General features: G+C 58.0%; 24 protein-coding genes. 12 read left to right on the top strand and 12 right to left on the bottom strand.

The window, feature by feature from the left end; genetic code table 11:
* Positions 1-190: 190 nt before the first annotated feature.
* Positions 191-859, top strand: coding sequence for an FtsZ-binding protein FzlA (gene fzlA / locus GVI59_RS03390; protein WP_077812474.1), 669 nt, complete (start codon positions 191-193; stop codon positions 857-859).
* Between the two features lie 64 nt (positions 860-923).
* Here fzlA and GVI59_RS03395 read toward each other — a convergent pair whose 3' ends face one another.
* From GVI59_RS03395 to GVI59_RS03415, 5 genes are all read right to left on the bottom strand, one after another.
* The gene (locus tag GVI59_RS03395; RefSeq protein ID WP_173572896.1) at positions 924-2,192 is read right to left on the bottom strand and encodes a cytosine deaminase; all 1,269 of its coding nucleotides are present in this window, start codon (positions 2,190-2,192) and stop codon (positions 924-926) included.
* 44 nt (positions 2,193-2,236) lie between these two features.
* Positions 2,237-3,598, bottom strand: coding sequence for a purine-cytosine permease family protein (locus tag GVI59_RS03400; RefSeq protein ID WP_173572897.1), 1,362 nt, complete (start codon positions 3,596-3,598; stop codon positions 2,237-2,239).
* Between the two features lie 26 nt (positions 3,599-3,624).
* Positions 3,625-4,668, bottom strand: a complete 1,044-nt coding sequence (locus GVI59_RS03405; RefSeq protein ID WP_173572898.1) for an isopenicillin N synthase family dioxygenase — start codon at positions 4,666-4,668, stop codon at positions 3,625-3,627.
* A gap of 136 nt (positions 4,669-4,804) precedes the next feature.
* Complete coding sequence (locus GVI59_RS03410) at positions 4,805-5,449, bottom strand: nucleotidyltransferase family protein (RefSeq protein ID WP_338422057.1); 645 nt, start codon at positions 5,447-5,449, stop codon at positions 4,805-4,807.
* Positions 5,446-6,555, bottom strand: a complete 1,110-nt coding sequence (locus GVI59_RS03415) for an XdhC family protein (protein WP_173572900.1) — start codon at positions 6,553-6,555, stop codon at positions 5,446-5,448. The genes GVI59_RS03410 and GVI59_RS03415 overlap by 4 nt, the downstream gene beginning before the upstream one ends.
* A gap of 190 nt (positions 6,556-6,745) precedes the next feature.
* On the opposite strand from GVI59_RS03415, the gene GVI59_RS03420 reads away from it, so the two are divergent.
* The 6 genes from GVI59_RS03420 to GVI59_RS03445 all read left to right on the top strand — a co-directional run bounded on the left by GVI59_RS03420 (position 6,746) and on the right by GVI59_RS03445 (position 12,082).
* Positions 6,746-7,156, top strand: coding sequence for a host attachment protein (locus tag GVI59_RS03420; RefSeq protein WP_173572901.1), 411 nt, complete (start codon positions 6,746-6,748; stop codon positions 7,154-7,156).
* A gap of 36 nt (positions 7,157-7,192) precedes the next feature.
* The gene (locus GVI59_RS03425; RefSeq protein WP_173572902.1) at positions 7,193-7,861 is read left to right on the top strand and encodes an MBL fold metallo-hydrolase; all 669 of its coding nucleotides are present in this window, start codon (positions 7,193-7,195) and stop codon (positions 7,859-7,861) included.
* A gap of 73 nt (positions 7,862-7,934) precedes the next feature.
* On the top strand, positions 7,935-8,477 hold the full coding sequence (locus tag GVI59_RS03430; protein ID WP_173572903.1) for a DUF192 domain-containing protein: 543 nt from the start codon (positions 7,935-7,937) through the stop codon (positions 8,475-8,477).
* Between the two features lie 48 nt (positions 8,478-8,525).
* A complete protein-coding gene (locus GVI59_RS03435) occupies positions 8,526-9,494 on the top strand; it encodes an NAD-dependent epimerase/dehydratase family protein (RefSeq protein ID WP_173572904.1) in 969 nt (322 codons plus the stop codon).
* A 422-nt stretch (positions 9,495-9,916) separates the two neighbouring features.
* Positions 9,917-10,705 carry a CHAP domain-containing protein gene (locus tag GVI59_RS03440; RefSeq protein ID WP_173572905.1) on the top strand — a complete coding sequence of 263 codons (789 nt, stop codon included), beginning with the start codon at positions 9,917-9,919 and terminating at the stop codon, positions 10,703-10,705.
* Positions 10,706-11,107: 402 nt separating this feature from the next.
* Positions 11,108-12,082 (top strand): hypothetical protein, encoded by a 975-nt coding sequence (locus GVI59_RS03445; protein WP_194299004.1) that lies wholly within the window; start codon positions 11,108-11,110, stop codon positions 12,080-12,082.
* A 426-nt stretch (positions 12,083-12,508) separates the two neighbouring features.
* Here the strand turns inward: GVI59_RS03445 and GVI59_RS03450 are convergent, their stop codons facing one another.
* From GVI59_RS03450 to GVI59_RS03460, 3 genes are all read right to left on the bottom strand, one after another.
* The gene (locus GVI59_RS03450) at positions 12,509-13,108 is read right to left on the bottom strand and encodes a transglycosylase SLT domain-containing protein (RefSeq protein ID WP_242012919.1); all 600 of its coding nucleotides are present in this window, start codon (positions 13,106-13,108) and stop codon (positions 12,509-12,511) included.
* A gap of 151 nt (positions 13,109-13,259) precedes the next feature.
* Positions 13,260-14,435, bottom strand: coding sequence for an L-dopachrome tautomerase-related protein (locus tag GVI59_RS03455; protein ID WP_173572906.1), 1,176 nt, complete (start codon positions 14,433-14,435; stop codon positions 13,260-13,262).
* A gap of 93 nt (positions 14,436-14,528) precedes the next feature.
* The gene (locus GVI59_RS03460) at positions 14,529-14,732 is read right to left on the bottom strand and encodes a cold-shock protein (protein WP_173572907.1); all 204 of its coding nucleotides are present in this window, start codon (positions 14,730-14,732) and stop codon (positions 14,529-14,531) included.
* 192 nt (positions 14,733-14,924) lie between these two features.
* Between GVI59_RS03460 and arsC the strand changes: the two genes are divergently transcribed.
* Entirely contained in the window at positions 14,925-15,284 is a 360-nt protein-coding gene (gene arsC, locus GVI59_RS03465; RefSeq protein ID WP_173572908.1) for an arsenate reductase (glutaredoxin), read from the top strand.
* A gap of 37 nt (positions 15,285-15,321) precedes the next feature.
* Here arsC and GVI59_RS19275 read toward each other — a convergent pair whose 3' ends face one another.
* The gene (locus GVI59_RS19275; RefSeq protein ID WP_269150928.1) at positions 15,322-15,447 is read right to left on the bottom strand and encodes a hypothetical protein; all 126 of its coding nucleotides are present in this window, start codon (positions 15,445-15,447) and stop codon (positions 15,322-15,324) included.
* Between the two features lie 48 nt (positions 15,448-15,495).
* Entirely contained in the window at positions 15,496-15,948 is a 453-nt protein-coding gene (locus tag GVI59_RS03470; RefSeq protein ID WP_173573055.1) for a flavin reductase, read from the bottom strand.
* 177 nt (positions 15,949-16,125) lie between these two features.
* On the opposite strand from GVI59_RS03470, the gene GVI59_RS03475 reads away from it, so the two are divergent.
* Positions 16,126-17,172 (top strand): enoyl-CoA hydratase/isomerase family protein, encoded by a 1,047-nt coding sequence (locus GVI59_RS03475; RefSeq protein ID WP_173572909.1) that lies wholly within the window; start codon positions 16,126-16,128, stop codon positions 17,170-17,172.
* Positions 17,173-17,178: 6 nt separating this feature from the next.
* On the opposite strand, the gene GVI59_RS03480 is transcribed toward GVI59_RS03475, so the two are convergent.
* Entirely contained in the window at positions 17,179-17,514 is a 336-nt protein-coding gene (locus GVI59_RS03480) for a hypothetical protein (RefSeq protein WP_173572910.1), read from the bottom strand.
* Positions 17,515-17,748: 234 nt separating this feature from the next.
* Here GVI59_RS03480 and GVI59_RS03485 point away from each other — a divergent pair, with 234 nt between their 5' ends.
* The 3 genes from GVI59_RS03485 to der are packed head-to-tail and all read left to right on the top strand — an operon-like array spanning position 17,749 to position 21,437.
* Entirely contained in the window at positions 17,749-18,438 is a 690-nt protein-coding gene (locus tag GVI59_RS03485) for a tetratricopeptide repeat protein (RefSeq protein ID WP_173572911.1), read from the top strand.
* Positions 18,439-18,496: 58 nt separating this feature from the next.
* On the top strand, positions 18,497-19,885 hold the full coding sequence (locus tag GVI59_RS03490) for a PQQ-binding-like beta-propeller repeat protein (RefSeq protein WP_173572912.1): 1,389 nt from the start codon (positions 18,497-18,499) through the stop codon (positions 19,883-19,885).
* Between the two features lie 43 nt (positions 19,886-19,928).
* Positions 19,929-21,437 carry a ribosome biogenesis GTPase Der gene (gene der / locus GVI59_RS03495; protein WP_173573056.1) on the top strand — a complete coding sequence of 503 codons (1,509 nt, stop codon included), beginning with the start codon at positions 19,929-19,931 and terminating at the stop codon, positions 21,435-21,437.
* A gap of 54 nt (positions 21,438-21,491) precedes the next feature.
* On the opposite strand, the gene GVI59_RS03500 is transcribed toward der, so the two are convergent.
* Positions 21,492-22,592: a radical SAM protein gene (locus GVI59_RS03500; protein WP_242012920.1), complete on the bottom strand. Its 1,101-nt coding sequence runs from the start codon at positions 22,590-22,592 to the stop codon at positions 21,492-21,494.
* Positions 22,593-22,677: the final 85 nt, after the last annotated feature.

The following is a 22,677-nucleotide window of genomic DNA, read 5'->3' on the forward strand; positions in this document are numbered from 1 at the left end:
TGCGCGGTCGGTTGATAATCATGAGTCCGGTGGTAACACCTCGCCAATCCGCCTGTCGAGGCCGGACATCATCTGTCCTGAACATCCCCGACCATGCGTTTTCTTTCCCTCCCGCACACGTATGCGCGAACAGTACACACTCACCACACACCTACTGGCGCGTTACGCGAGGATCGCTTAAAGCGGGCACATGCGAATCCTTCATCATTTTCCCCTGTCACCCTATTGCCGCAAAGTCCGGCTGACACTGGGTGAAAAACGTCTTCCGTTCGAGCCGCTGACAGAGCGCGTCTGGGAGAGCCGTCCTGAATTCGCCCGCCTGAACCCGGCGCAGGAGGTGCCGGTTCTGGTGGAGGACAACGGGCTTGTGGTCCCTGATTCGTCGGTGATCTGCGAATATCTGGAAGAAGCCTATCCTGACCCGTGCCTGCTTGGCCGGACCCTTGCCGAGCGCGTTGAAGTGCGTCGGCTGGTCGCGTGGTTCGACAGTGTTTTCGCACGCGACGTGACCCGCAAGCTGCTGGGCGAGAAGGTGTTCAAGCGCCTGAGCGGTCGCGGAAATCCCGACGGCACCGCCCTGCGGGAAGGATATGCCAACATCCGTCCACATCTGGATTATATCGGCCAGCTTGCCGAGGCGCGCACATGGCTTGCGGGCGGCACGCTGTCGCTGGCCGACTTCGCCGCCGCAGCACATGTCTCCTGTCTCGACTTCATCGGCGATATCGACTGGAGCAAGCAGCCCGCAGCCCGCGAGTGGTATGCGCGGGTCAAATCCCGTCCGTGTTTCCGTCCGCTTCTGAACGACCGGGTGCCCGGCATGAACCCGCCGGACTACTACGCCAATCTGGATTTCTGAGAGCATAGCCGAAAAGAGAATATCTGTTTGACAGTGGAGCGATTTCCGCTCCACCCGGCTACTTTCAGATCCGCGCCAGATCGACTGTCCGCTCCTCAGACAGCGTCAACTGGCTGAGACGCGGCTCTGTCCGGGAAATCACCCGACCATTTCGCAGCACATACAAACGGCATGGGCGCAGCCGCAACGCATCGAAAACGGAGCAGGCCTGTAGCACCACCAGATCAGCCGGAGTGCCGACTTTCAGTCCGTACGCGTCCAGACCAAGAATCCCCGCCGCCATATCGGTGACGCTGCTGAAACAGGCCGCCATCTCGCTTTCGCTGGTCATCTGTGCCGCGTGCAGCCCCATGGACGCCACCTCCAGCATATCGTGACTGCCTAGCCGGTACCACGGGTCCATCACACAGTCGTGACCGAACCCGACCGGCACGCCCGCACGCAGCAGTTCGGGGATGCGCGTGAGCCCCCTGCGTTTCGGATATGTGTCGTAGCGTCCCGACAGGGTCATGTTGATCAGCGGGTTCGAGACAGCGGCCAGACCTGATTCAGCCAGAAGACCGATCAGCTTGTCGGCATACGCATTGTCCATCGAATGCATCGACGTCAGGTGAGAGCCGGTCACCCTCCCCTGCAACCCATATTTCACCGCACAGGCCGCCATGGTTTCGATATGACGCGAATTCGGATCATCCGTTTCGTCGCAATGCATATCGATCGGCAGCGCCCGATCCGCCGCCAGCCGGAACAGCGCGTCGATCGACTCACCGCCCTGTACCGTCGTGCGCTCATAGTGAGGAATGCCGCCGACCAGATCGAGCCCCATGTCCAACGCCCTGACCAGCAGTTCCGCCGCGTCTTCCATCCGGAAAAAACCGTCCTGCGGAAAGGCCACAAGCTGGATGGTCATCCACGGCTTCAGATCCTCTCGCAGACGCACCAGCGCACGAACCGCTTTCAGATCAGGATCGCTGATATCGACATGAGACCGGATGGCGAGCGTGCCCTGCGAGATGGTCATCTCACACAGTTTGCGGGCGCGGGCGTAGATATCCTCTTCAGTCAGATGCGGCTTTGTTTCCTTCCAGATCTGGATGCCTTCCAGAAGAGTGCCGCTCGTGTTGTGACGGATCAGCCCGGCTGTCAGTGTCGTATCGAGATGAAAATGGCTGTCCACGAAAGGCGGAGAGACAAGATAGCCTTCCAGATCCAGCGTCTCGACAGCCTCACCTGAAAACCCTGTTTCAATAGCGGCAATTTTTCCATCGGCGATGGCGATGTCCGCCCGACTGCCATCGGGCAGGACGCCGTTTTTCAGAACCAGATCCATCATGTCAGATTGTACCCGTGTCGATCGTCATGAATGTCCTCATCGTATCAGGCGTCCTGAAAACGGGCGACAGACACACGTCGTCCCCGCGCATTCAGCAGCGCTATCTGTCCCAGAGCGGCCATGAAGAAGCCGACGAGATAACCGACATCAGCACCGCCGAGCATCGCCGCGACAGGGCCTGTATAGAGAGGTGTCGAAGAGAACAGGCCGATTGTCAAAACCGTCACGACAACAAACAGCGTTGCGGAAGAGGTCCAGCCGGCGAGTGTTTCCATCCGCAAGGACTTCAACGCGGCCGGACGGCAATACCAGTCCGCCAGCACGATCCCGCACCATGGCGCGATCCAGTAAAGGGCGAGAAGCAGGTAATTCTCATAGAGGGACACGAATGTTCCCTCCCCGAGCACGGCGAGAAGATAACCCATGCTGGCCGTCACCACGGCGCTCAGCATGCGGTTGACATGCACACCACCGGAAATCAGCGCATAGGCGGCGGTATTGTCGTTCGCCGCATTGATCGCAATGGAGGAAAACGCCACGGCGGCCAGCGCAACCGGCGCGAAAATTCCTGACCAGTTCTGCAAGGCTGCAATCACCGAACCGGGAGACGGATCACTGATCGCCGCCCCCGTCAGCAGGCCGAACAGTTCCATGGTGAAGGAGGAAAGGAATGTTCCTCCAAACGTCAGCCAGAAAACACGGGAAGACGGTGTGCCGGGCGGAACATAGCGCGTATAGTCCGACGCATAGGCCGCCCAGGCCATGTTAAAACTGCTGACCGCACCAATACCGATCATGATATCGGCAAATCGCGGTGCAGCGGCAGGTGCTGCGCTTGTCTGCCCCGACGACTGGAAAACGGCGATCACACCGACGATCGCAAACGAAACCAGCAGGACCCAGCCGAGATATTTCTCAATCGCCTGAACGATGTCGTGGCCGCCCATGCTCGCCAGCAACTGCGCGAAAGCAAGGATACCCAGAGCGAGCCAGAACGGCACGGCCAGACCGACCATTTTCAGCAGCAGGATGAAGGCCAGCGCGGATGGCACATTGTTGACCGCATCCCAGCCGACGCAGTTGGCCCAGTTGATCAGGGAGGGCAGACGCTTCCCGATCCGGCCGAATGAGAAACGTGACGCTTCCATCTGGGGAAGTCCGGTTTCAGGCCCCATCACGGCACAGAGCGCCACCGGCAGCGAGCCGAGGAGATTGCCGATCAGCAGCACCCAGAAACCGGTCCAGCCCGGCAATCCGAGCACCACCACCAGCACGCCGATCACCCATGCAGCGGGAGCAAGGTTGGGTGAAAAATGGCTCCAGAAAACCCGATCCACGCGCGTTGTCCGCAGATGGGTGGGCACACGTTCCAGAACGGCCGCGCTACCGGTTTCCTCAACTTGCATGAGCACATAATCCTGCTGGAAAGAATTCAGACTTTTTCTGGCTGCGACTGACGATAATCATACGTCTCATCGAACCGCGAGAGGATGTAGTCCCCCGCCTTGATGGGCGGATAGAGCGGCGGATGGCCCGCATCCTGACAGGACGGCAGCGGGCTGATGACCGTGTCATAATCAGGTCCGAAAAAAAGCGGGATGGAGTAACGTTCTTTTCCGGACCTGTTGATGACGCGATGCAGGGTCGAGCAGAACAGATCGTTGGTCCACCGCGCCATCATGTCTCCGACATTGATGACGAAGGTACCGGGAATGGGCGGCGCTTCCACCCACACGCCAGCCGCGTTCAGCACCTGAAGCGCCGAGTCACCGTTCTGGTTCAGGATGGTGAAGCACTCATAGTCAGAATGCGCGCCAATACCGATCTGCTTTTCGCTGACGACAACTTCCTGTGGTGGATAACGAAGAATACGCATATGGGCGCAGGGTTTGCGGATCAGCGGGAGGAAATAATCCTCCTCCAGTTCAAGAGCCAGAGCAAAGGCCCGGAACAGTGTGTGTCCCAGCGCCACGAGACTTCTGTAACAGTCAAGAACCGCCGGTTTGAAACCGGGCGGCTGTTGAGGCCAGAGATTGGGGCCATACAGCGCCTTGCCCGCCATCACATCCGGATCGCTGGCAGGGATATCGCCCGCAAGATCAAAGGCCTCGTGCAGGTCGCCCTGCGAGTCAGGATTGGTGTTCTCTTCCAGCAGAGGCCCGTAACCACGATGGTTCGGTGAGTTTTTAATATGGATGAGGCTCTTTTCGGCCTCCGGCAGCGCGAAGAAAGCCCTGCTCTCTTCATAACATCTTGCCAGCACGTCAGGGCTTACACCGTGATTCCGTACATAGAAGAAGCCGACTTCCGTGCACGCCTTCCGAACCTCGTCGCCAACATTTCGGCGCTCCGCCTCATCTGGCGACATCATGCCCGCGAGATCAATAACCGGTATTTCCGTGAACGCAGTGCGCTGGACATCCAGCCCGTCATCGCCGGTAATCCGGACACCGTTTCCGGTTTGAACGACAGCCATCGAACGAGGCCTCCCGTTGAACGTCAGTCAGAAGGCGCGCCTCCATCGGGCCACGCACTGACTTCAAGCCATACCGGAGTTCATTTCTTTTAGGAAATGATTTTTGATCACAGCCTGTTGCGCAACAGGCAGATCGTCAGACGTTTCCTGCCATCCGCATACTCGCAAATTCCTGCAGGGCATCGGGAGTATCAAAATCCATCAGCACCGATGGATCGGCTGCAACTCTGGCTTTTCTCAGAGACGGCTGAGACAGCAGCGCCTTCCCGCCCCGGTCCCCTGTCAGCGTCAGTAAAGATGCAAAACACCCTGCTTTCCACAGGACCGGGTTGCCCACCTGTCCCCGCCATTCCGGCAGCACCACATCGGCGTCCCCCTGCTGGAAGCGACTGACCAGTGCGTTAATGACCACGCTGCCCACCAAAGGCATATCGCCAAGACTGACGAGGCATCCCGCGGCCTGCTGTTCCATGGCCCATGCAATGCCGACTTTCAGGGATGCGGACAGTCCTTCATCTGCAACCGTGGAAATGCGAATGTCAGTGCGTTTACCGGGACACGATTTCTGCACGATCATCTGAAGCGCGGCGGATGTTTCACGCGCCGAAGACGGCAGCACGACGCAGAGAGCCGACACCTGACTGGCGCAGAGTCCCGCAAGTGTGCGGGCGAGCATGGTCTGGCCGTCCGCATCTCTGGCCAGCAGCTTGTGCTGCGCTCCGGATCTGGACGACCGGCCGGCCGCCAGCACCACGGCTACGACCGGCCCGGCATCTGTCACGCTTTCACCTTTCGCGGTGACCACCAGCTGATGCCTTTGGCGAGCGGCGCGCCCCGACGCACGGCGACGATGTCGGCCATGATGGAAATAGCGATCTCTTCCACATCGACAGCGCCAATCGGCAGGCCGACCGGCCCTCTGATCCGCTGGAGTGACGTATCATTCACTCCGGCTTCGCGCAGCCTTTGCAAACGCGAGGCCTGCGTTCCGCGTGACCCCAGAGCGCCGATATAGAAAGCCGGACCTTTCAGAGCTTCCATGAGAGCCGGGTCGTCAAGCTTGCTGTCATGGGTCAATGTGACAATGGCGGTCATCCTGTCCGGTCTGGCGGCCGAAAGGGCGTCATCAGGCCAGTCATCCACCAGCCTGACACCGGGAAAACGCTCCGGCGTCGCAAGACTGGTGCGGGGATCAATGATGGTGACGTCATAACCCGCATTGGCCGCCATCGCCGCCAGAACCTGCGCGATATGAACCGCTCCCACGATCAGCAGCCGAGGCGCGGGCATCAGTAGTTGCACAAACCAGTCGGGCGTCATGGTGGGACTGACGGCTCCCGCCTCGCCAGTCGCAACCCGGTCTGTCATGATGTCCACAATCGGAGACGGAACTTCCCCGTCGGGACAGAACAGCGTCCCCTCTCCGCCCAGCAGCGCATGGCGCGAACCGTCGAGCGCAGCGCCTATGGCCTGAGGCTCCCCTTTCGCGCGCCGATCGGTAATCCGCGGAAGAAGTTCGGCAGGAAACGTGCCCTCAGGAGAATGCGGCGAGCGCACAGCCTCGACAAACACATCCAGACGACCGCCACAGGCCAGCCCCACAGACCAGAGCCCCACCTCTTCTCCGCCATAGCTGCGGACACAGGGCGGCGCACCGCTCATCACCTCTTTTGCGATGGACATGACGTCCGCTTCCACACATCCGCCACTGACGGAACCTTCGACGCGCCCACTGTCATCCATGACCATGATGCTGCCGAGCGGCCGGGGCGAGCGCCCTCCCGTTCCCACGACTGTCGCAAAAGCGACGGCCCTGCCCTGCGCGAGCCACTCCTGAGCCAGAGCGAAAGGACAGGAGCGTTTTGCGGGAAGAGTGGAGCTGGACATATTCTGCACTATACAATGAATGAGGCGTTTCTTCACCTCATCCCTGTGGCAGGGCGGCGCTGACAGAAAGGGGGGTTGCCCCAAACCCCGATCAGGGCTCTATCTTGGCGCCGAGATCCGAATCCCGGCGTGTCTTATCGGCACGCCTCGCACTTTCGGACAACAACGTGCCAATCATGGAGCACATACGATGCCGAACAGCTTCGACGGACAAGTCATTTATATCGTTGCCGATGGCGGCAAAGCCCGCGTCCTTCAGCATAAGGACGGCCACATGCACGAAGTCTCCCACTTCGCGGCGGCCGAAATTGCAGGTTCTTCAGACAATGGTCGCGGTGATTTCTCCGTCTCCGACCACCACAAGGAAGAGTTCGGCAAGCGCGTCGCCACCTGGATGAACGACCAGCTTCACGGCAGCAGCAAACCGGACGGCTTCGTTCTGGCGGCTCCGGCCAAGGTTCTGCACGTCATCCGTGAGCATCTCGCCAAGCCGACACAGGCCAAGCTGATCAAGTCGATCGACAAGGACCTGATCAACATTCCGGTTGCCGATCTGGCTTCCCACTTCGACATTCCGGAAACAGGCTGGAAGACCGCCTGAAACCCGGCGTAGCCTTTTTCAGACCAGAAGGAGCATATGATGAGCGATACAGGACGTCTGATCACAGAACGATTCCCTGTCACCCCGTTCCATCAGAACTGCTCTCTGGTCTGGGACCCGGCAACGCACAAGGCTTTCGTGGTTGATCCGGGCGGAGACGCCGAGCGCATCCATGCCCGGATCACCGAGGCCGGACTGACGGTGGACGCCATTCTTCTGACTCATGGTCATCTGGATCATGTCGGCGGCACAGTGGCCCTCAGAACACTTCTGGCCGCCACGCAGGCCGGGACGCCCGAGATCATCGGCCCCACCACTCATGACGAGTTCCTGCTGACCTCCGTCGAGGAGCAGGCCCGTCATTTCGGTCTGGCGAACCTGCACAGCGTCAGCCCCGACCGGTACACTTCGGACGGAGAGACGCTCGACCTTCTCGGTCATCATTATCAGGTGCTGCATGTTCCCGGGCACACGCCGGGCCATGTCGTGTTTTTTGAAGCAGCGGAACAGATTGTCTTCGCAGGCGACACATTGTTTCGCGGCACCATCGGGCGCACGGATTTTTCCTATGGCGACAGCCGTCAGCTGGTCACAGCGATCCGTGAGAAACTTCTCCCACTTGGTGACGAAATTGTCGTCGTGCCGGGACATGGAGCGCCCACGAAGATCGGCATTGAACGGGTGAACAACCAGTTCCTTCAGTAAGACTTTATTTCCCCTGATCCCCTATTTCCCTTTCCAGCCGTTCCTTGGAACGATCAGCAGAGGCACATCATCGGTGAACCGTCAGACGTTTGGCACTCTCTTCCTGTCCCTTGCGCTTGCTTCAGGCGGGCTTTCGCTGATCCTGCCGGCTTATGCCGATGATGCCGCATCCGGCGCTCCCACCGCAGCTCAGCCGCCGCTTCCGAAAGAGACGCTGACTATCACCTCAGCCTCCGGCAAGCATGAATTCACGGTTGAAAAGGCGACGACCCTGCGCGAGCAGCAGGTCGGCGAGATGTTCCGCATGACCCTGCCCGCTGATCAGGGCATGCTGTTCCTCTGGAACGCGCCGCAGCAGAGCGACATGTGGATGGAGAACACCCTTGTTCCGCTCGACATCGTTTTCATAGATGCTGACGGACGCATCCAGTCCATTACCGAAAATGCCGTGCCACAGAGTCTGGCGCGTATCAGCAGCCATGGTCCGGCTATGGCGACCCTCGAACTGCAGGGCGGCATTACGGCGAAGCTGGGGATTGTTGTCGGAGACCGGGTGGCGTCCGCGTCACTGGAGGCGAAGATGGCTCCACCGGCTTCCGCAAAAAAGTCTCACTGATCCCATGACCGGCCCGGCAGCACGCATCAGGTTCGACAGGAGCATACGGTGACAGTTCTGGTCACCGGAGCCGCCGGGTTCATCGGTTTCAGCACCTGCCTGCGCCTGCTTACGTCCGGAAAACAGGTTATCGGGATTGATAATCTCAACAGCTATTACGATCCCGCACTCAAGGATGCCCGTCTTGCCCAGCTTGCGGCTTTTCCGAACTTCACGTTCCGGAAAATCGATATTGCCTCCGATGATCTGCTGACTGTTTTCACGACCCTTGAGCAACGCTCCATTACCGAAATCCTGCATTTTGCAGCACAGGCAGGCGTGCGCCATTCCGTCATGATGCCGTTTGCCTTTGCAGACGCCAATGTCCGGGGACAGGTCGCCATTTTCGAGCTTGCCCGGCGGCTTCCGGCCCTGCGGCACATCGTATACGCCTCATCGTCCTCGGTTTACGGTCGCAATGCGGCGTTGCCTTTCCGGGAAACAGACCGTGTGGACCAGCCCGGTTCCTTTTACGCGGTTTCCAAGCGGGCTGCTGAACTGACGGCGGAATGCTATCACCATCTTCACCAACTTCCCCTGACCGGACTGCGTTTTTTCTCGGTCTATGGTCCGTGGGGACGACCCGACATGGCCTACTACCTCTTTGCCAGAGCCATCATGGAAGGCCGACCGGTCACGCTGTATGAAGGGGCTTCTCTCGCCCGCGATTTCACCTTCATTGATGACGCTGTCGACGCCATCTGCGCGATCATGGATCTTCCCCCTTCCGATCAGGCCCGCATTCTGAACATCGGAAGCAATGTTCCCGAACCGGTGTCACGACTTATCAGTCTGCTGGAAAATTTTCTGGGCCGAAAAGCCGATATTCAGCTGACGTCCCGACCAACGGCAGACGTTGAATATACCTGGGCCTCTCTTGAACAGATCCAGCAACTGATCGACTGGCATCCCGCCACGTCGCTCGAAACCGGACTGGAACAGTTTTCACGCTGGTTTCTCAATCACCAATACAGCTGAAGCGTTTTTCCAGACAAAAGCCTGCAGGAGCAGATTTCAGTAGTTGTCTGCTAGAGACCCTTTGGACACTCCCTCCCCGCGTGAACTGGGTTGTCCGGGGACATTCCGCATGGTGCTGACGAAAACTGTTTCGCCGTCATTCCTCTTCCTCATGACCACTAGCCCGGTTCGGGCGAATCAAACCGGCAGAGCCCCCATCCGCCCGCAAAGATCAATGTACATTAAATGTATTATTAATCTGAAATAAGGCAAAAATTGACTTTTATTCACAAACTATAGGATTTTAATCCTATGTTTCGTGATTCATTTTATGAGATTGATATGATCTGACTTTTCAGGCCAGTAAGTGCCGCTGGCCCCCTTGTCAGATGCAAAGCAGCCTTGCTACGCACGATGAAAGAGAAATTTGAGGGCTGCGCATTATGGACCTGCTGAGGACTTCTGGCTTTCGTCGCCTTGTTATGGCGACCCTCACAGTAGCGGCAACCAATGCACTGCTTCCCTCTTCCGGTCAGGCCCGCACACGGCATTCAGCCCCTAAAAATATCAACCATCGTGTGCACAGCATTTCCTTCAATGTCGTGCAGCATGGCTACCACACCCATTACGCGCCTGCCTATTACGGTCGCTGGGTGCGGCATAACCACTACAGCAGCCATGTCATTCAGTGCGTAGCCTTCGCCAAAGCTGAGTCCGCTGTTGAGATCAGAGGCAATGCGCGTGACTGGTGGTACAAGGCAGCCGGTCGCTACGCTCGTGGTTCCGCGCCTGAGGTTGGAAGCGTTCTCAACTTCCGTCCGATCCGTCGTATGCCGCTCGGTCATGTTGCCGTTGTGACCAGTTCGCTGAACAGCCGTGTCATCACCATCGATCAGTCTCACTGGGGACAGAGCGGCATCAGTCGCAATGTCCGCGTCGTCGATGTTTCGCCTGACAATGACTGGTCCGCTGTCCGCGTCGAACTGAATGGTCAGAAAGGGTCATTCGGCTCCATCTATCCGACCTTCGGCTTCATCTATCCCCGCAGCGAAGGCGCATCGCCTGTCATGACCGCTTCAGCAGAGCGGATGACCGTTGCAGCCGATGCCGGTTCGGAAGTAGCAGAAGCCCCGGAAAATGTTGGCACGATCGAGCAGAATTATCGTGCTCCCCAGCGCTTTCATCCGCTTTTCCGTCATCGTTACGCACCAAAGCGCAAGCTTCACAAGTAAGATCCATACTGTTCACGCAAAAGGAGAGGCCTACAGGGCCTCTTTTTTTATGGCTTACGCATACGTTTTGAAGATACAGACTCAATGGCTGTTCAGAACTGTGTTCTGAACCCGCACAGAGATGTGTCTTTGATCCCGCTTTATTCAAAATAAAAAACCCGCGACCACTTCCGAATGCGGCCAGTGTCCTTGTCTTCTGCCTGCAAAAGACAGGCAGACCTTTTCCACGCCGTCATGTCAGACCACAGGCCCTCTCCCCGCAGCGCTGCCCTGACCGAGACACATTCACAAACGGGAAAATGACATTCTCTTAATAAGGTCCCGCGCAAGTCGCTATTGCGACCAATTCTTAATTGCAATAACCTACCTGAAATCCTGCTCGCGAATAAGGTTCCTTATCCCATGAACACCGCAACGGAATTCACTGCTGAATGGCACCTCGAACGCTCCCGTCCGGAACAGCTTCTTTCCTATCTCGACCTTTCTCAACCTTTTGTCGGGCAGATCAACAAACTGATCGCCCGTTTTCGTGATGTGCACTTTCTCTGCGAGCACGGAAGCAAACCGGAAGCCCTGCTTCCCCTCCGCGATGCGCTCGCATTCAATCTGGTCAAGATGTCGCGCTGGTGGAGCTTCGATTTCTGCCCACGCAGTATTCTGGAAATGCAGGCGCCCCGCTTTCTTGGATATGTGAAGGAGCATCTGCAACACTCCTATAACGATGAAGCGCTCTACGACGTTTTCACCACCCAGCGGTATCTACATCCCGGCAGCCCCTCAGACGTACTGATCATTGGCCGTGATCCGGAGCCAGATCTTTCCCACGTGCTTTATGGGGTGGACGGGCAGCGCCGGTTTCGCGTCGGCTCAGAGACATCTGACGGCTCTTCTCTCTGGCAGAACGGCGCCTACTCCGATTTCGCCGGGGCCTGGCTGGCGGCCCGCGCAGTGAAAGCGCGTGAGAGTGGTGACCGGGAGGCTGCACGGGACGCCTCGCTGGCTCAGGCGGAGCATGAACAGACCCGCTTGTGGCATCAGCGTTATTTCCATGCCTGCTGCGAACGGCATGTCGTCACTCTGTATGCCGACGCCAAAAACCGCCTGCTGCTCCACAAAAGCGCCTTTGGGCGCATGGAATCCGAAACCGTCATCAACAGTCTTGCTTTTCGTGTCGCGCGTTTTGCCGTTCATTCAGGCATGACGGTAACGGATCTGATCCGGGAAACGGCCACGCCGTCCTCTCAACATGAAGACAGTCTGGAGATTGAACGACGCGCACGCACTCACGTCTTTACGTCCGTCGATGAAACACGGCAGACCGTGCAACTCGCCGTCGTGGACCGTCTCGGCAGCTATCGTCCGCGTCATTGCTGCTGAATGGCGCTGTTTTCAGGGGAAACAGAAGCTTATCTGAAGCATTGTGTCACGACTGGATCATTCCCTTCATCACATTCGCCATGCGATCGCGAACAGTCACGGAACAGAACAAGGAGGAAGCTGCTTCAGGAGACCTGCAAAACAGTAAGACTGTCCGCCTTTCCCCGGAGCGCCCTGTTCGTGTGTCTTTCCAGCCATCACGACAACATTGTTCTGAAATGATAATCCCTACTGGCTGACTTTTTTATTCGGGATTCCTTCAGCAGCATCTTTCCGATGGTGGGCAAGCGGGTCTCACGACCACAACGGACGAACGTGAGATAATCTCTATACGATGGCGGCTGCTGGCGGTCCTGTTTCCTGAAACCACACTGACGCTGCACATGCGATCCGAGCGCTACACACAGACCATATGCAGAATGACGATCACTTTCCGACATCCGGCTCAAACACCGTAATTCCGTATGCGGAAGCTGTTTTCACCCAGCTTCGGCCTTCATGTTCCAACAGGGACGCCTCCGGAGCCGGATAGTATCCCGTCGCTTTCTGTCCGGAATGACCTTCATATTTCCGGAAGACTGCTTCCGCATAACGGGTTCCGGCCTGTGACGCCGCATGATAACGGGCGACCGCTTCGTGCCAGTTCCCCGTCTTTGCATGAATCTCCCGCAGAAAAAGACCTGCTGCCAGCCCATTGGTCACCGGGTCAAAACCAGCTTCGATGGACGGGAATGCATCGGAATGCCAACCGAGATTGATCTGGAAACATCCGATGTCAACATGCGGCCGGCGGCCGAACGCCCCTGATTTCAGCATTGTTTTGACTGCATCAACCGCCAGTTCCTGACGAGAAAAGGAAACAGTCAGTCCGTTTACGTTGACAGCGAAAGGCTGGTTATTGCTTTCAACCCGGGCGATCGCGACAAGCAGACCCTGAGGGATATCAAGACTGTTCTCCACAAGAGAAGCCGCCCTGTCACACGACATATCCGGCGCCGCCTGCGCCTTGCCCGGGGAAAATCCCATGGCAACACAGGCCATGACCATCCAACATCCAAAAGATTGGTTCATGAAGTGAATATCGGGCGGGTTATTTAGGATTTCATTAAAATGAACGGGACGGACCTGTTCTGCACAATTCATCTGACAGAACAGGCTGACCCGGTTAAAAAGCCGACTATCTGTTTTTCAGATCAATGCGCACGATCAGATAGGGCCGCTGCTGCATGTCATGACCATCATGGAAAACGGGCAATCTGGCCCACTGTCCGACAGTCATGATCAGGCGGTTTACTGGCTGATTCGACGCTTCTCCCGAAGCCAGACTGTCAGGACTGATCAGACGGGGATCATGCGCAACAAGGCTGAGAGTTCCATCGGGAGACCGGCGAATGACGCCATGCCTTTCCTCGTCAGCCATATAGAGGCTGCCATCCGGGGCGGTGAAAATGCCATCGACAACACCAACCTCACCTTCGTCACGCACAGCCTGACTGAGACCGGCTTCACTGATCACCGGATCAGACAGGACGGCTGTCGGCGCGCTGTAGAGACATCTTGAAGAAAACGGCGACCAGAACAGTCGGGAGGAATCCACGCTGAGGCCAATACCGTTCACCCCACCCTGCGGCATTTGCGGATGATCCGGATTATAACGGAACAGCTTTCCGTCCACTTCCATGACATGACCTGCTGCGGCGCTGACACTTCGATCCTCCGCCAGAATCCGTCTGGCCTGACCACTTGCGATATCCAGCACAATCAGGGCCGGATGCGTCGTCTGGGACGTATCGGAAATAAAGGCCGTTCCGCTTTTGCCATGCGTCAGGTCAACACGAATATCATTGATATGACTGTCAGGCAGCACAACCGGAGATGTCAGCGCAAAACGCCGGATGATGCTGTTCGTGCGCGGATCAATCAGAATGATCGCGGGCGTCTGAGGCTCCGTCTGACCAGCAACGACGCCTTCGTCGATCACCCACACTCTGCCGAGAGCATCCACGGTCATGCCCAGAGGTGATTTCAGCTCTTTCTGGGCCGCGGCGTCAGGAAATGGCTGAAGCTCAGAACCGCCTTTCCAGACAGCCAGCACCGGACCGGGATGCGTCTGCGCACTGGTGGGAAAGGACAGGACAAACCGACCATCAACAAGATGGACAATGCCGGAAGGCTGCGCATCATGAAACCGGGCCAGCACATGCACATTGCCTGACGGGACAAAGCTCTGTTCCACACTATCGGCAGCATGCGCAGCCAGAGGCGCAGCCAACAGCCCCAGAAGCGCACAGGCCGCAACCGTTCGGGAGGATTCGAGCAGCAGTCCGCCTCTCAATGATCGAAAAATTGTCATCAGATACGTCTCCCCACGGACGGCTCCGGACCAGCCGGAGCACTGTGGGGATTCCTTCTTCAGTTCAGCAGAGAGCGTCCTTTACGGAGCGCTTCAGATTTTCTGGAGATTTGTCGCAGCAGTCTTGCCGCGATCTTCCGTCAGATCAAAGCTGAGACGTTCGCCATCCGCCAGTCCCTGCCATCCGGCCGCCTGAACCGCAGTGATATGCACAAACACATCCCTGTCGGAATCATCAGGTTTGATGAAGCCATATCCTTTGGTCACGTTGAACCATTTCACAGCGCCAGTAGCCATACTCTTTATCCTCTCGGAAAACCGGAGCCCTCAGCCCCGTTCTGGCACCATACGAAACCGACAATCAGAGACTGGCAAGGGAATTCTGCGTCAACCTCCGCAAACATCCCAGTCCGGTTGACTCTGTGGGCTGACAGAAAGATCTCTAAACCGAGACACCTTTCCCTTTCACCTCAAGCGGAAAACAGCCCCATGCAAGCCACACTCTACCACAACCCACGCTGTGGCACGTCCCGCACGGTTCTGGACATTCTCAGAAACGAAATTCCGGATCTTACCGTCGTGGAGTATCTGAAGACGCCACCGGATCCTGAGACCCTGCGCGATCTTGCCAGTCGTTTGCCGACAGGAGCTGGCAGCCTGCTCCGGACCAAGGAACCTCTGGCGACGGAACTCAAGCTTATGGAAAAGGACACAACGGAGGAGCAGATTATCGAGGCGATCTCAGCCCACCCGATCCTGCTGAACCGACCGGTCGTCGTGACCGCTCTCGGTGCCCGTGTCTGTCGTCCTGCGGAAATCGTGCGGGAAATACTGCCGCCGACCGCCTGAATCATGTGCGTGGATCCGATAGCGGATCCACTGACACTCAGTTGGGCAAAGACCAGTCAAGCCACGCCATGAGTCCGATGAACACGATCAGGCAGGCATGAGCAATCAGAAGAGCGCGGAGGGTGATAACAGGCACTTCGGTTTTGGGACGACACGTCGCCATGACACGATCTCTCTTTAAAAATCCAGAACTTCTGATGCGAAGCCCGGATCAGTTATGCGGCAGATGATGATAGGCCCGGTTGAAGTAAACAAGCGCCGGGACCGGACTTCCCATTCTGACGGCCTGTACCTGTCCGAACAGCACGCTGTGGGTGCCGACCTCCACAATACGTTCAATACGACAGTCCAGCGAGGAGACAGCTTCCTCAAGGCACGGCGCCCCTGTTTCCAGAGCCGTCCAGTGCCCGACAGCAAAGCGTTCTATGGCGCTCAGAGAGCCGGCGAATCGGTCAGACAGATGCTGCTGGGCGGACGCCAGAACATTGACGCACATCGGGCCTCCCTCATGGAAGGCTTCCCGCACACGACTCGCGCGCTTGAGACAGACGAGCAAGGTCGGAGGATCATCCGTCACCGAACATACGGCGGAAGCCGTGAATCCGACCGGTTCGGCCAGAGTGCCTGTAGTAACGACCGTAACAGCCGCGCCGAGACGCGCCATGGCCTCCCGAAAGAGAGTTCCGTCAACGCTCAAATTTCTTCCCTTCTCTCACGCAGTCGTGCAGTCGTGGCCCCTTCATACAGCCTACCCCTTAGCGATTAAATGGATTGTCGCAACCAGATATAAACTCTGAATGAATGCGACCGCTTCAGAAACGCTGGTAACAGGGGTTACCGTATGCAGGACAATATAAGCACCATCCGGAGCAGCCGCCACGGACATGTCGGTTATATTACACTCGACAGACCCAGAAACCTCAATGCGATCGATCGCGCCATGGCGGAAGCGATCATGGCGATCCTTGCCGAATGGCGTGATGACCCCGCCATCCAGAGAATTCTGATAGATTCCTCGTCCAGCAAGGCGTTCTGCGCGGGCGGCGACATCAAGTCCCTCTATAAAACCATTCAGGCGGAAGGGCCTGAAGCCGCGCACAGGAACATGGTCGTTCCCTATCAGGCCATGCAGATGATCGCCGACTATCCCAAACCGATCATCGCCATCATGGACGGCATCACAATGGGCGGCGGCATCGGACTGGGTGCTCATGCCCGCTATCGGGTAGCCACGGAGCGCTCGGTCCTCGCCATGCCAGAAAATCTGATCGGACTGACACCGGACGCCGGAGGTTCATGGCTGCTCGCGCAGGCTCCGCGTCCCTATGGGCTGCGGCTGGCGCTGACAGGCGAACGGATGATCGGCGCTCAGGCGGTCGCCATGGGTTTTGCAGATTACCTTGTTTCGTCTGAAAAACTTGAGGCGCTGAAAACTGCACTGCTCAGCGACAGGACATCAGAGGACGTCATTCTGAACCGCTACACCACAACAGGCCACACACCACACGCGGAGGCATTCCCTCAGGCGATCAGCACACTTTACGATGTGGAAGATATGGGGCCGCACGACGGCCTGCCGATATTGCTTTCGCGGCTGGAAGCGTCCGATCAGGAATGGGCCAGAACGGACCTGACTACATTGCGCAGCGTCTGCCCATTCTCGCTGCACGTCACCTGGCGGATGCAGCAGAAACTCCACGCCACCCGGGCCTCATGCGACGACGCCTTCGCCCTCGAAACCCGACTGGTGTTGCACATGATCTCGCGTCCCGATTTCTCTGAAGGTGTGAGAGCCAGAGTCATCGACAAGGACAATGCGCCGCGCTGGTCTCCGGCCACACTGTCAGATGTACAGGAAGAAGCTGTTGAACGCTGCTTTAATGATTGAAAAGGCTCAGTAGCTGTTCTGATTGGACGGTGGCACGTTGGTGTAGGATTTGTTCAGCCGCACGGCATTCTGCTCTGCAGTGAGTCCTGTGGGACCTTCCGCAACGGAGCGTGCGACATTGGGCATCAGATCCGGACGGCTCCAGCAGTCCACGCCACTCCATCCCTGCGTGCAATAAGGCTGAGGCGGCGGCGGCGTTTCAGGAGGCGAGCACCATCCTGCGCCTTTCATCAGTTCTGACGTACTGCATGTCCGCCCCATGGCGAACGAACCGATCTGCGGGGCAGAACATCCCGCGAGCATCGGCAGAAGACAGAGGGCAAAAAGGCGCGTGCTGTGCATGGTCGCAGTGTGCTTCAATCCGGTGAACAAAGGCTTACCGCATCCCCTTCCCCACCCCGATAATCTCCCAGCCTGATTTCAGCCTGCGTGACCGGTTTTGTGAACAGGTTTGCCGCGGGGCTGCCTCCCGGTTATTGTCCGGACAGTTCTTGAGGTTGTGATGGGAATACGCTGCGATTTCTCCGGGAAATCATGGTGCATCACGGTCTTATCGAAAGGAGAGAGTGGGTTCCCGTGGCTGACGATATTTTCAGGGAAGTGGATGACGCCATGCGGATGGAACGCCTCCGCAAAAGCGCGCGTCGATTCGCGGGACTTGGTCTTGCCGGTCTTGTTCTTATTGGCGCGGGGATCGGCGGCTGGGAATATCACCTCTCCAGCCTCCACAAGGACGCTCTGGCAAAATCCACAACCTATATGAGTGCGCTGCACGATCTGGGTGCGGACAGCTCGGTCGCGGGAACCAGCCTCCCTCTCACACCGGCCCAGCAGAAAGCGTTGACGGCCCTCGCGGAAGTCGGAAACGCTTCCCCCTCAGGTCTGGCGACGCTGGCGCAGCTCCGTGAGGCGGCTTCCTACGCCACGCACGGCAAGACGCAGGAAGCGCTCAGGATCTGGGACAGCATTCAGCAGAATACAAAGGTGGATGCGACGCTGCGCCATGTGGCGACGCTATTGTGGTGCCAGTGGCAGGTGGATAGCGGCGACATCGCCACCATCCGTTCCCGGCTGTCCCTGCTCTCCAATGAGAGCAAGCCCTTTGCGGCTCTCGCCAATGAACAACTGGCGACGCTCGATCTGCGGGCTGGCGACGTCAAATCAGCCCGTGACCGTCTGACCCGCCTGCAGCAGGATTTCAATGCGCCGAACGGCGTAAGGATGCGTGCCGGGGGCATGCTGCAAACCCTCGACCAACAGGGGTAAGCCCCGGGGATCAGGATCGTTATTTCTTCCTTTCTACTCCGTCTGCCGAGAGCTTTTCATGCACCAGCCCCCTTCTGACAGCCGCCGCGGTTTTCTTCGTAAACTGCTGACCGGAGCCGCCCTTGCGCCGCTCGGGGGCTGTCACCTGTTTGAAGACGATAAAAAGCCGCTTGTCGTTGGGCATCGCGTGCCTGTGCTCCCCAGCCATGGCGGTCTCACTGTGACCCGCACCAAGGACGCTCTGGCGCCGATCACCATTCCTGCGCCTGTCACGACAACCGACTGGCCAGTGAGCGGACGGACTCCCAGTCATGTCGGATCGAACTACGCATGGGGCGGCCTGAAACATCGCTGGACCCATTCCATCGGCGCCAGCACATCCGAGCCCGATCCGCTCGCCCTCATCGCTCTCGGCTCAAACGGACAGAGCGTCCTTCAGGCGTCCCCTGTCATCCAGTCAGGCCGCATTTTCACTCTGGACGCGGTTGGTGACGTCAGGGCCTTTACCTGGCCGAACATGCGTCACCTCTGGACGTTCAATCCCAAACCGCACCGGATGAAGTCCAGCAATCTGGGCGGCGGTCTGGGTGTGAATGGCGACACGCTCTACATTGTCGACGGCATTGCAGAGACGGTTGCCGTTGAAGCCGCAACCGGCAAGGTGAAATGGCGTGTGAACGTCGGCACGCCCGGCCGCTCGGCTCCGACCATCGAAAAGAACCGCCTGTTCTTCAGCACGATTGACGCCCGCCTCTTCGCCCTTGATGCGACATCCGGGCATCAGCTCTGGACCTATGCCGCAAGCATGGCGCCGACCGTGATGTTCGGCGCTCCCGCTCCCGCTGTCGTGGATGGGATTGTGCTGGCCGGCTTCGGCTCCGGAGATATTGTCGCTCTGCGTGAGGAAAGTGGCGAAGTCGTCTGGAGTGACACGCTGGGCGCAGGTAGCAGCATGTCGGCCGCAGGCGATTTTTCCTGCATCCGTAGCCTGCCCGTCATTCAGAACGGCACAGCCTACGCGATGAGCGTCTCGGCCTCTCTGGTCGCCTTTGACATGCGGTCCGGACGCCGTCTCTGGGAGCGGGCCATTGCTGGCGCATCCCCGCTTCTCGTCGTGCAGGACTGGCTGTATCTCATCACGCTTGATGGACAGGTGGCCTGCCTTGACCGTATTACCGGTCAGGTCCGCTGGATTACCCAGCTGCGTCAGTATAGCCGCGTCGACGCCAGAAAAGACGGTGTCGCCTGGACGGGACCGGTTCTGGCGGGCGGCAAGCTTCTCTGCGTCAGCACGCTTCCTGAAAACGGTATCGTTTCGCTCGATCCCGTGACGGGAAAAATCTTTTCCATCGACAAACTTCCCGCGCCGACTTCGGTCGAGCCCATCTTCTCTGACGGACAAATGTTGATCATTGATAACCGAGGCGACCTCAACTCCTATGGCTGAACGCCCACGCACAAAGTCCGGAAAGCGCGGACAGAGGCAACCCATGCGACCGGAAGCCCCGCTTCCCGCCTCCGGCCTGCCGACAGTGGTGATCGCCGGTCGTCCGAATGTCGGGAAATCCACCCTATACAATCGTCTGACCGGACGACGGAATGCGCTGGTGGCGGACTTCCCCGGCGTCACGCGCGACCGCAAGGAAGGCGAAGCGCTGATGCGTGGCCGCACGATCCGCCTGATTGACACGGCGGGTCTGGAAGAAGCGGCTCCGGACTCACTGTTCGGTCGGATGCAGAACTCGTCCGCGCTGGCTGTGCAGCAGGCTGACCTGATCCTGTTTTGCATCGACGCCCGGGCCGGAATCACGCCTGCTGACCAGCATTTCGCCACATGGCTACGCCGTCAGAACCGGAAGGTTCTGCTGGTCGCCAACAAGGCCGAAGGCCGAGCCGGTGCAGCTTCCGCAATGGAGGCTTTTTCTCTGGGACTGGGCACACCGATCGGCATCTCCGCCGAACATGGTGAAGGCATTTCCGATCTGATGACGGAAATTGTCGACGCCCTGCCGCAGGGTATCCTGCCGCCTGTCGTTGAAGAGAAACCTGTCAAAAAGAAAGCAAAGCCGAAAGCGCCTGTCGAAGAGACTGTCAGTTTTGCCGCTCTGACCGGTGAAGCGGACGAGATTCCGGAAGAGTTCGAAGAAGATGCCGTTTTCATTGAGGACGAGACCGAAGAGCCGGGCGTTCTGAAGATCGCCTTCGTCGGTCGCCCGAATGCAGGCAAGTCGACCCTGATGAACCGTCTTCTCGGCGAAGAGCGCATGATTACCGGGCCGGAACCCGGTCTGACGCGTGACTCGATTGCCGTGCTGCTACGTGACGAACATGGCGAAGTGCAGATTGTCGATACGGCAGGTCTGCGGAAAAAGGCGCGGGTTGATGAGCATCTGGAAAAGATGTCCACCTCCGCGACCATTGAGGCGCTGAAGCGTGCCGAAGTCGTTGTTCTGGTCATCGACGCCACCCTCGGCCTGCACGAGCAGGATCTCCAGATCGCCCGACTGATCGAACGTGAAGGCCGGGCCTGTGTTCTGGCGCTGAACAAATGGGATGCGGTGGAAGATCGCACCGCCACACGTCAGGCGATCTATGATCGTCTCCAGACCTCGCTCGCCCAGATGAAGGGGATCGAAGTCGTTTCCTTCTCGGGCAAGACCGGTGCAGGCGTGCAGAAACTGCTCCCCGCCGTCCGTCATGCCGCCGAGATCTGGAACAGCCGTGTTCCGACAGGCGAACTGAACCGCTGGTTCGACATGATGCTGGAGCGGCACGCGCCTCCGCTGGTTCAGGGCAGACGTCTGAAACTGCGTTACATCACGCAGGTCAAAAGCCGCCCTCCCACCTTTCTGGTGTTCGGCACGCGCGCAGAACAGCTGCCTGACGACTACAAGCGTTATCTGGTGAATGGGCTGCGTGAGACGTTCGGCCTGACCGGCGTGCCTATCCGTCTGCAGTTGCGGGGAACGAAAAACCCGTATGCGGACGAGCGGGACTGAAGACCAGCCTTCAGCAAATTTCCTGAACAGTTTCATCTGTTCAGGAAAAATCTCTCAGTCTCTGGCGTAACCCTTGCACATACGGAGTAGCAGACCAGCTTCCTGCACCGCTGATTTTGCGGATTCCATGACACGTGGATCAAACAGGGTTTTGACCGCCTGCACCGGCTCGGCATGCGTCAGCTTGTCCAGCGCGGCGGATGCCGCGAGCGGGGCAAACATCATGGTGCTGGAATCACGGTAACAGGACATCGTGCAGGCAGTGCACTTCGTTCTGTCGTCGGGAAGTCTGGCGAAGTCAAAGACAGAACCCATCGGTTTGTTCCAGGCTTCGCAACGCCAGACGTTCAGTTCCCAGTCCATATAGAAGTATTTGAACCCGCCTACGCAGGGAAAATGCTCTTTCTCGCCGCGAACATGACGCTGGATATCCTGCACGGAAGCTGTGGGATTCAGGACTGGAAACTCTTTCTTCATTTCCAGAATCTGATCGAGCACAGCAATCAGTTCCGCATCCGTGAAATCAATCAGATCGCTGTTCTCGTTGAAAACGAGGGATGAGGACTCAAACGCCTCCCGTCTTGGATAGGAAAAGGTCACACCGCTGAACCCCAGCGCGCCCAGCGTGTCCGGCAAGCAGCGCATATCGACAAGACGGGACACGGTCACGGAGGCCATGACCGGGATGCCGTAAGAACTCATCAGGGCAATTCCGTCCTTGATACGCTCCTCGACGCCTTTCAGTCCCCGGTTTTTCTCATGAAGAGCCATGTCGTGGCTGTCGATGGAAATGAACAGGGCTTTCAGTCCTGCCTGAGCAAGATCGCGGGCATGAGTGGGCAGAGACCAGCCATTCGTGATCAGATTGGTCTTCATGCCATGGTCGCGAACGGCGGAAACCATACGGATGATTTCGGGGTGAAGCAGAGGCTCGCCGCCCTGAAAATCCACAAAGGAAATACCGCGTTCGGCAAGGATCGGAAGAGCCCGGACAAATTCATCGGCATCGATGAAATGACGCGGCTTTCCCTTCATCTTCGACTTTGCAAATCCGCAAAAGTCACAATCAGCGTTGCAGTAATCCGTAACTGAAACATCAATGGCAGCAGGCAGAAGAGAGGCTGTAAATGCTGCGAGACGAGACTGCGAAGACATTGGCGCTCCTTCATTGACCTCTGTCGATATCAACCGTCATCGGTTTTGCCCAAACCGATATGTCTATTTTATTACACCCCAAAAG

The organism is Acetobacter sicerae, from assembly GCF_011516765.1.
Taxonomy (GTDB): Bacteria; Pseudomonadota; Alphaproteobacteria; order Acetobacterales; family Acetobacteraceae; genus Acetobacter; species Acetobacter sicerae.

Coding starts and splice junctions, on each gene's coding strand:
- GVI59_RS03460 (WP_173572907.1), bottom strand. CDS start 14,732: ATGGCTACTGGCGCTGTGAAATGGTTCAACGTGACCAAAGGATATGGC.
- fzlA (WP_077812474.1), top strand. CDS start 191: ATGCGAATCCTTCATCATTTTCCCCTGTCACCCTATTGCCGCAAAGTC.
- GVI59_RS03400 (WP_173572897.1), bottom strand. CDS start 3,598: ATGCAAGTTGAGGAAACCGGTAGCGCGGCCGTTCTGGAACGTGTGCCC.
- GVI59_RS03455 (WP_173572906.1), bottom strand. CDS start 14,435: ATGACAATTTTTCGATCATTGAGAGGCGGACTGCTGCTCGAATCCTCC.
- GVI59_RS03480 (WP_173572910.1), bottom strand. CDS start 17,514: ATGCACAGCACGCGCCTTTTTGCCCTCTGTCTTCTGCCGATGCTCGCG.
- GVI59_RS03450 (WP_242012919.1), bottom strand. CDS start 13,108: ATGGGATTTTCCCCGGGCAAGGCGCAGGCGGCGCCGGATATGTCGTGT.
- GVI59_RS03440 (WP_173572905.1), top strand. CDS start 9,917: ATGGACCTGCTGAGGACTTCTGGCTTTCGTCGCCTTGTTATGGCGACC.
- GVI59_RS03415 (WP_173572900.1), bottom strand. CDS start 6,555: ATGTCCAGCTCCACTCTTCCCGCAAAACGCTCCTGTCCTTTCGCTCTG.
- GVI59_RS03445 (WP_194299004.1), top strand. CDS start 11,108: ATGAACACCGCAACGGAATTCACTGCTGAATGGCACCTCGAACGCTCC.
- GVI59_RS19275 (WP_269150928.1), bottom strand. CDS start 15,447: ATGGCGACGTGTCGTCCCAAAACCGAAGTGCCTGTTATCACCCTCCGC.
- GVI59_RS03490 (WP_173572912.1), top strand. CDS start 18,497: ATGCACCAGCCCCCTTCTGACAGCCGCCGCGGTTTTCTTCGTAAACTG.
- GVI59_RS03405 (WP_173572898.1), bottom strand. CDS start 4,668: ATGGCTGTCGTTCAAACCGGAAACGGTGTCCGGATTACCGGCGATGAC.
- GVI59_RS03470 (WP_173573055.1), bottom strand. CDS start 15,948: ATGGCGCGTCTCGGCGCGGCTGTTACGGTCGTTACTACAGGCACTCTG.
- arsC (WP_173572908.1), top strand. CDS start 14,925: ATGCAAGCCACACTCTACCACAACCCACGCTGTGGCACGTCCCGCACG.
- GVI59_RS03425 (WP_173572902.1), top strand. CDS start 7,193: ATGATGAGCGATACAGGACGTCTGATCACAGAACGATTCCCTGTCACC.
- GVI59_RS03395 (WP_173572896.1), bottom strand. CDS start 2,192: ATGATGGATCTGGTTCTGAAAAACGGCGTCCTGCCCGATGGCAGTCGG.
- GVI59_RS03420 (WP_173572901.1), top strand. CDS start 6,746: ATGCCGAACAGCTTCGACGGACAAGTCATTTATATCGTTGCCGATGGC.
- der (WP_173573056.1), top strand. CDS start 19,929: ATGCGACCGGAAGCCCCGCTTCCCGCCTCCGGCCTGCCGACAGTGGTG.
- GVI59_RS03475 (WP_173572909.1), top strand. CDS start 16,126: ATGCAGGACAATATAAGCACCATCCGGAGCAGCCGCCACGGACATGTC.
- GVI59_RS03500 (WP_242012920.1), bottom strand. CDS start 22,592: ATGTCTTCGCAGTCTCGTCTCGCAGCATTTACAGCCTCTCTTCTGCCT.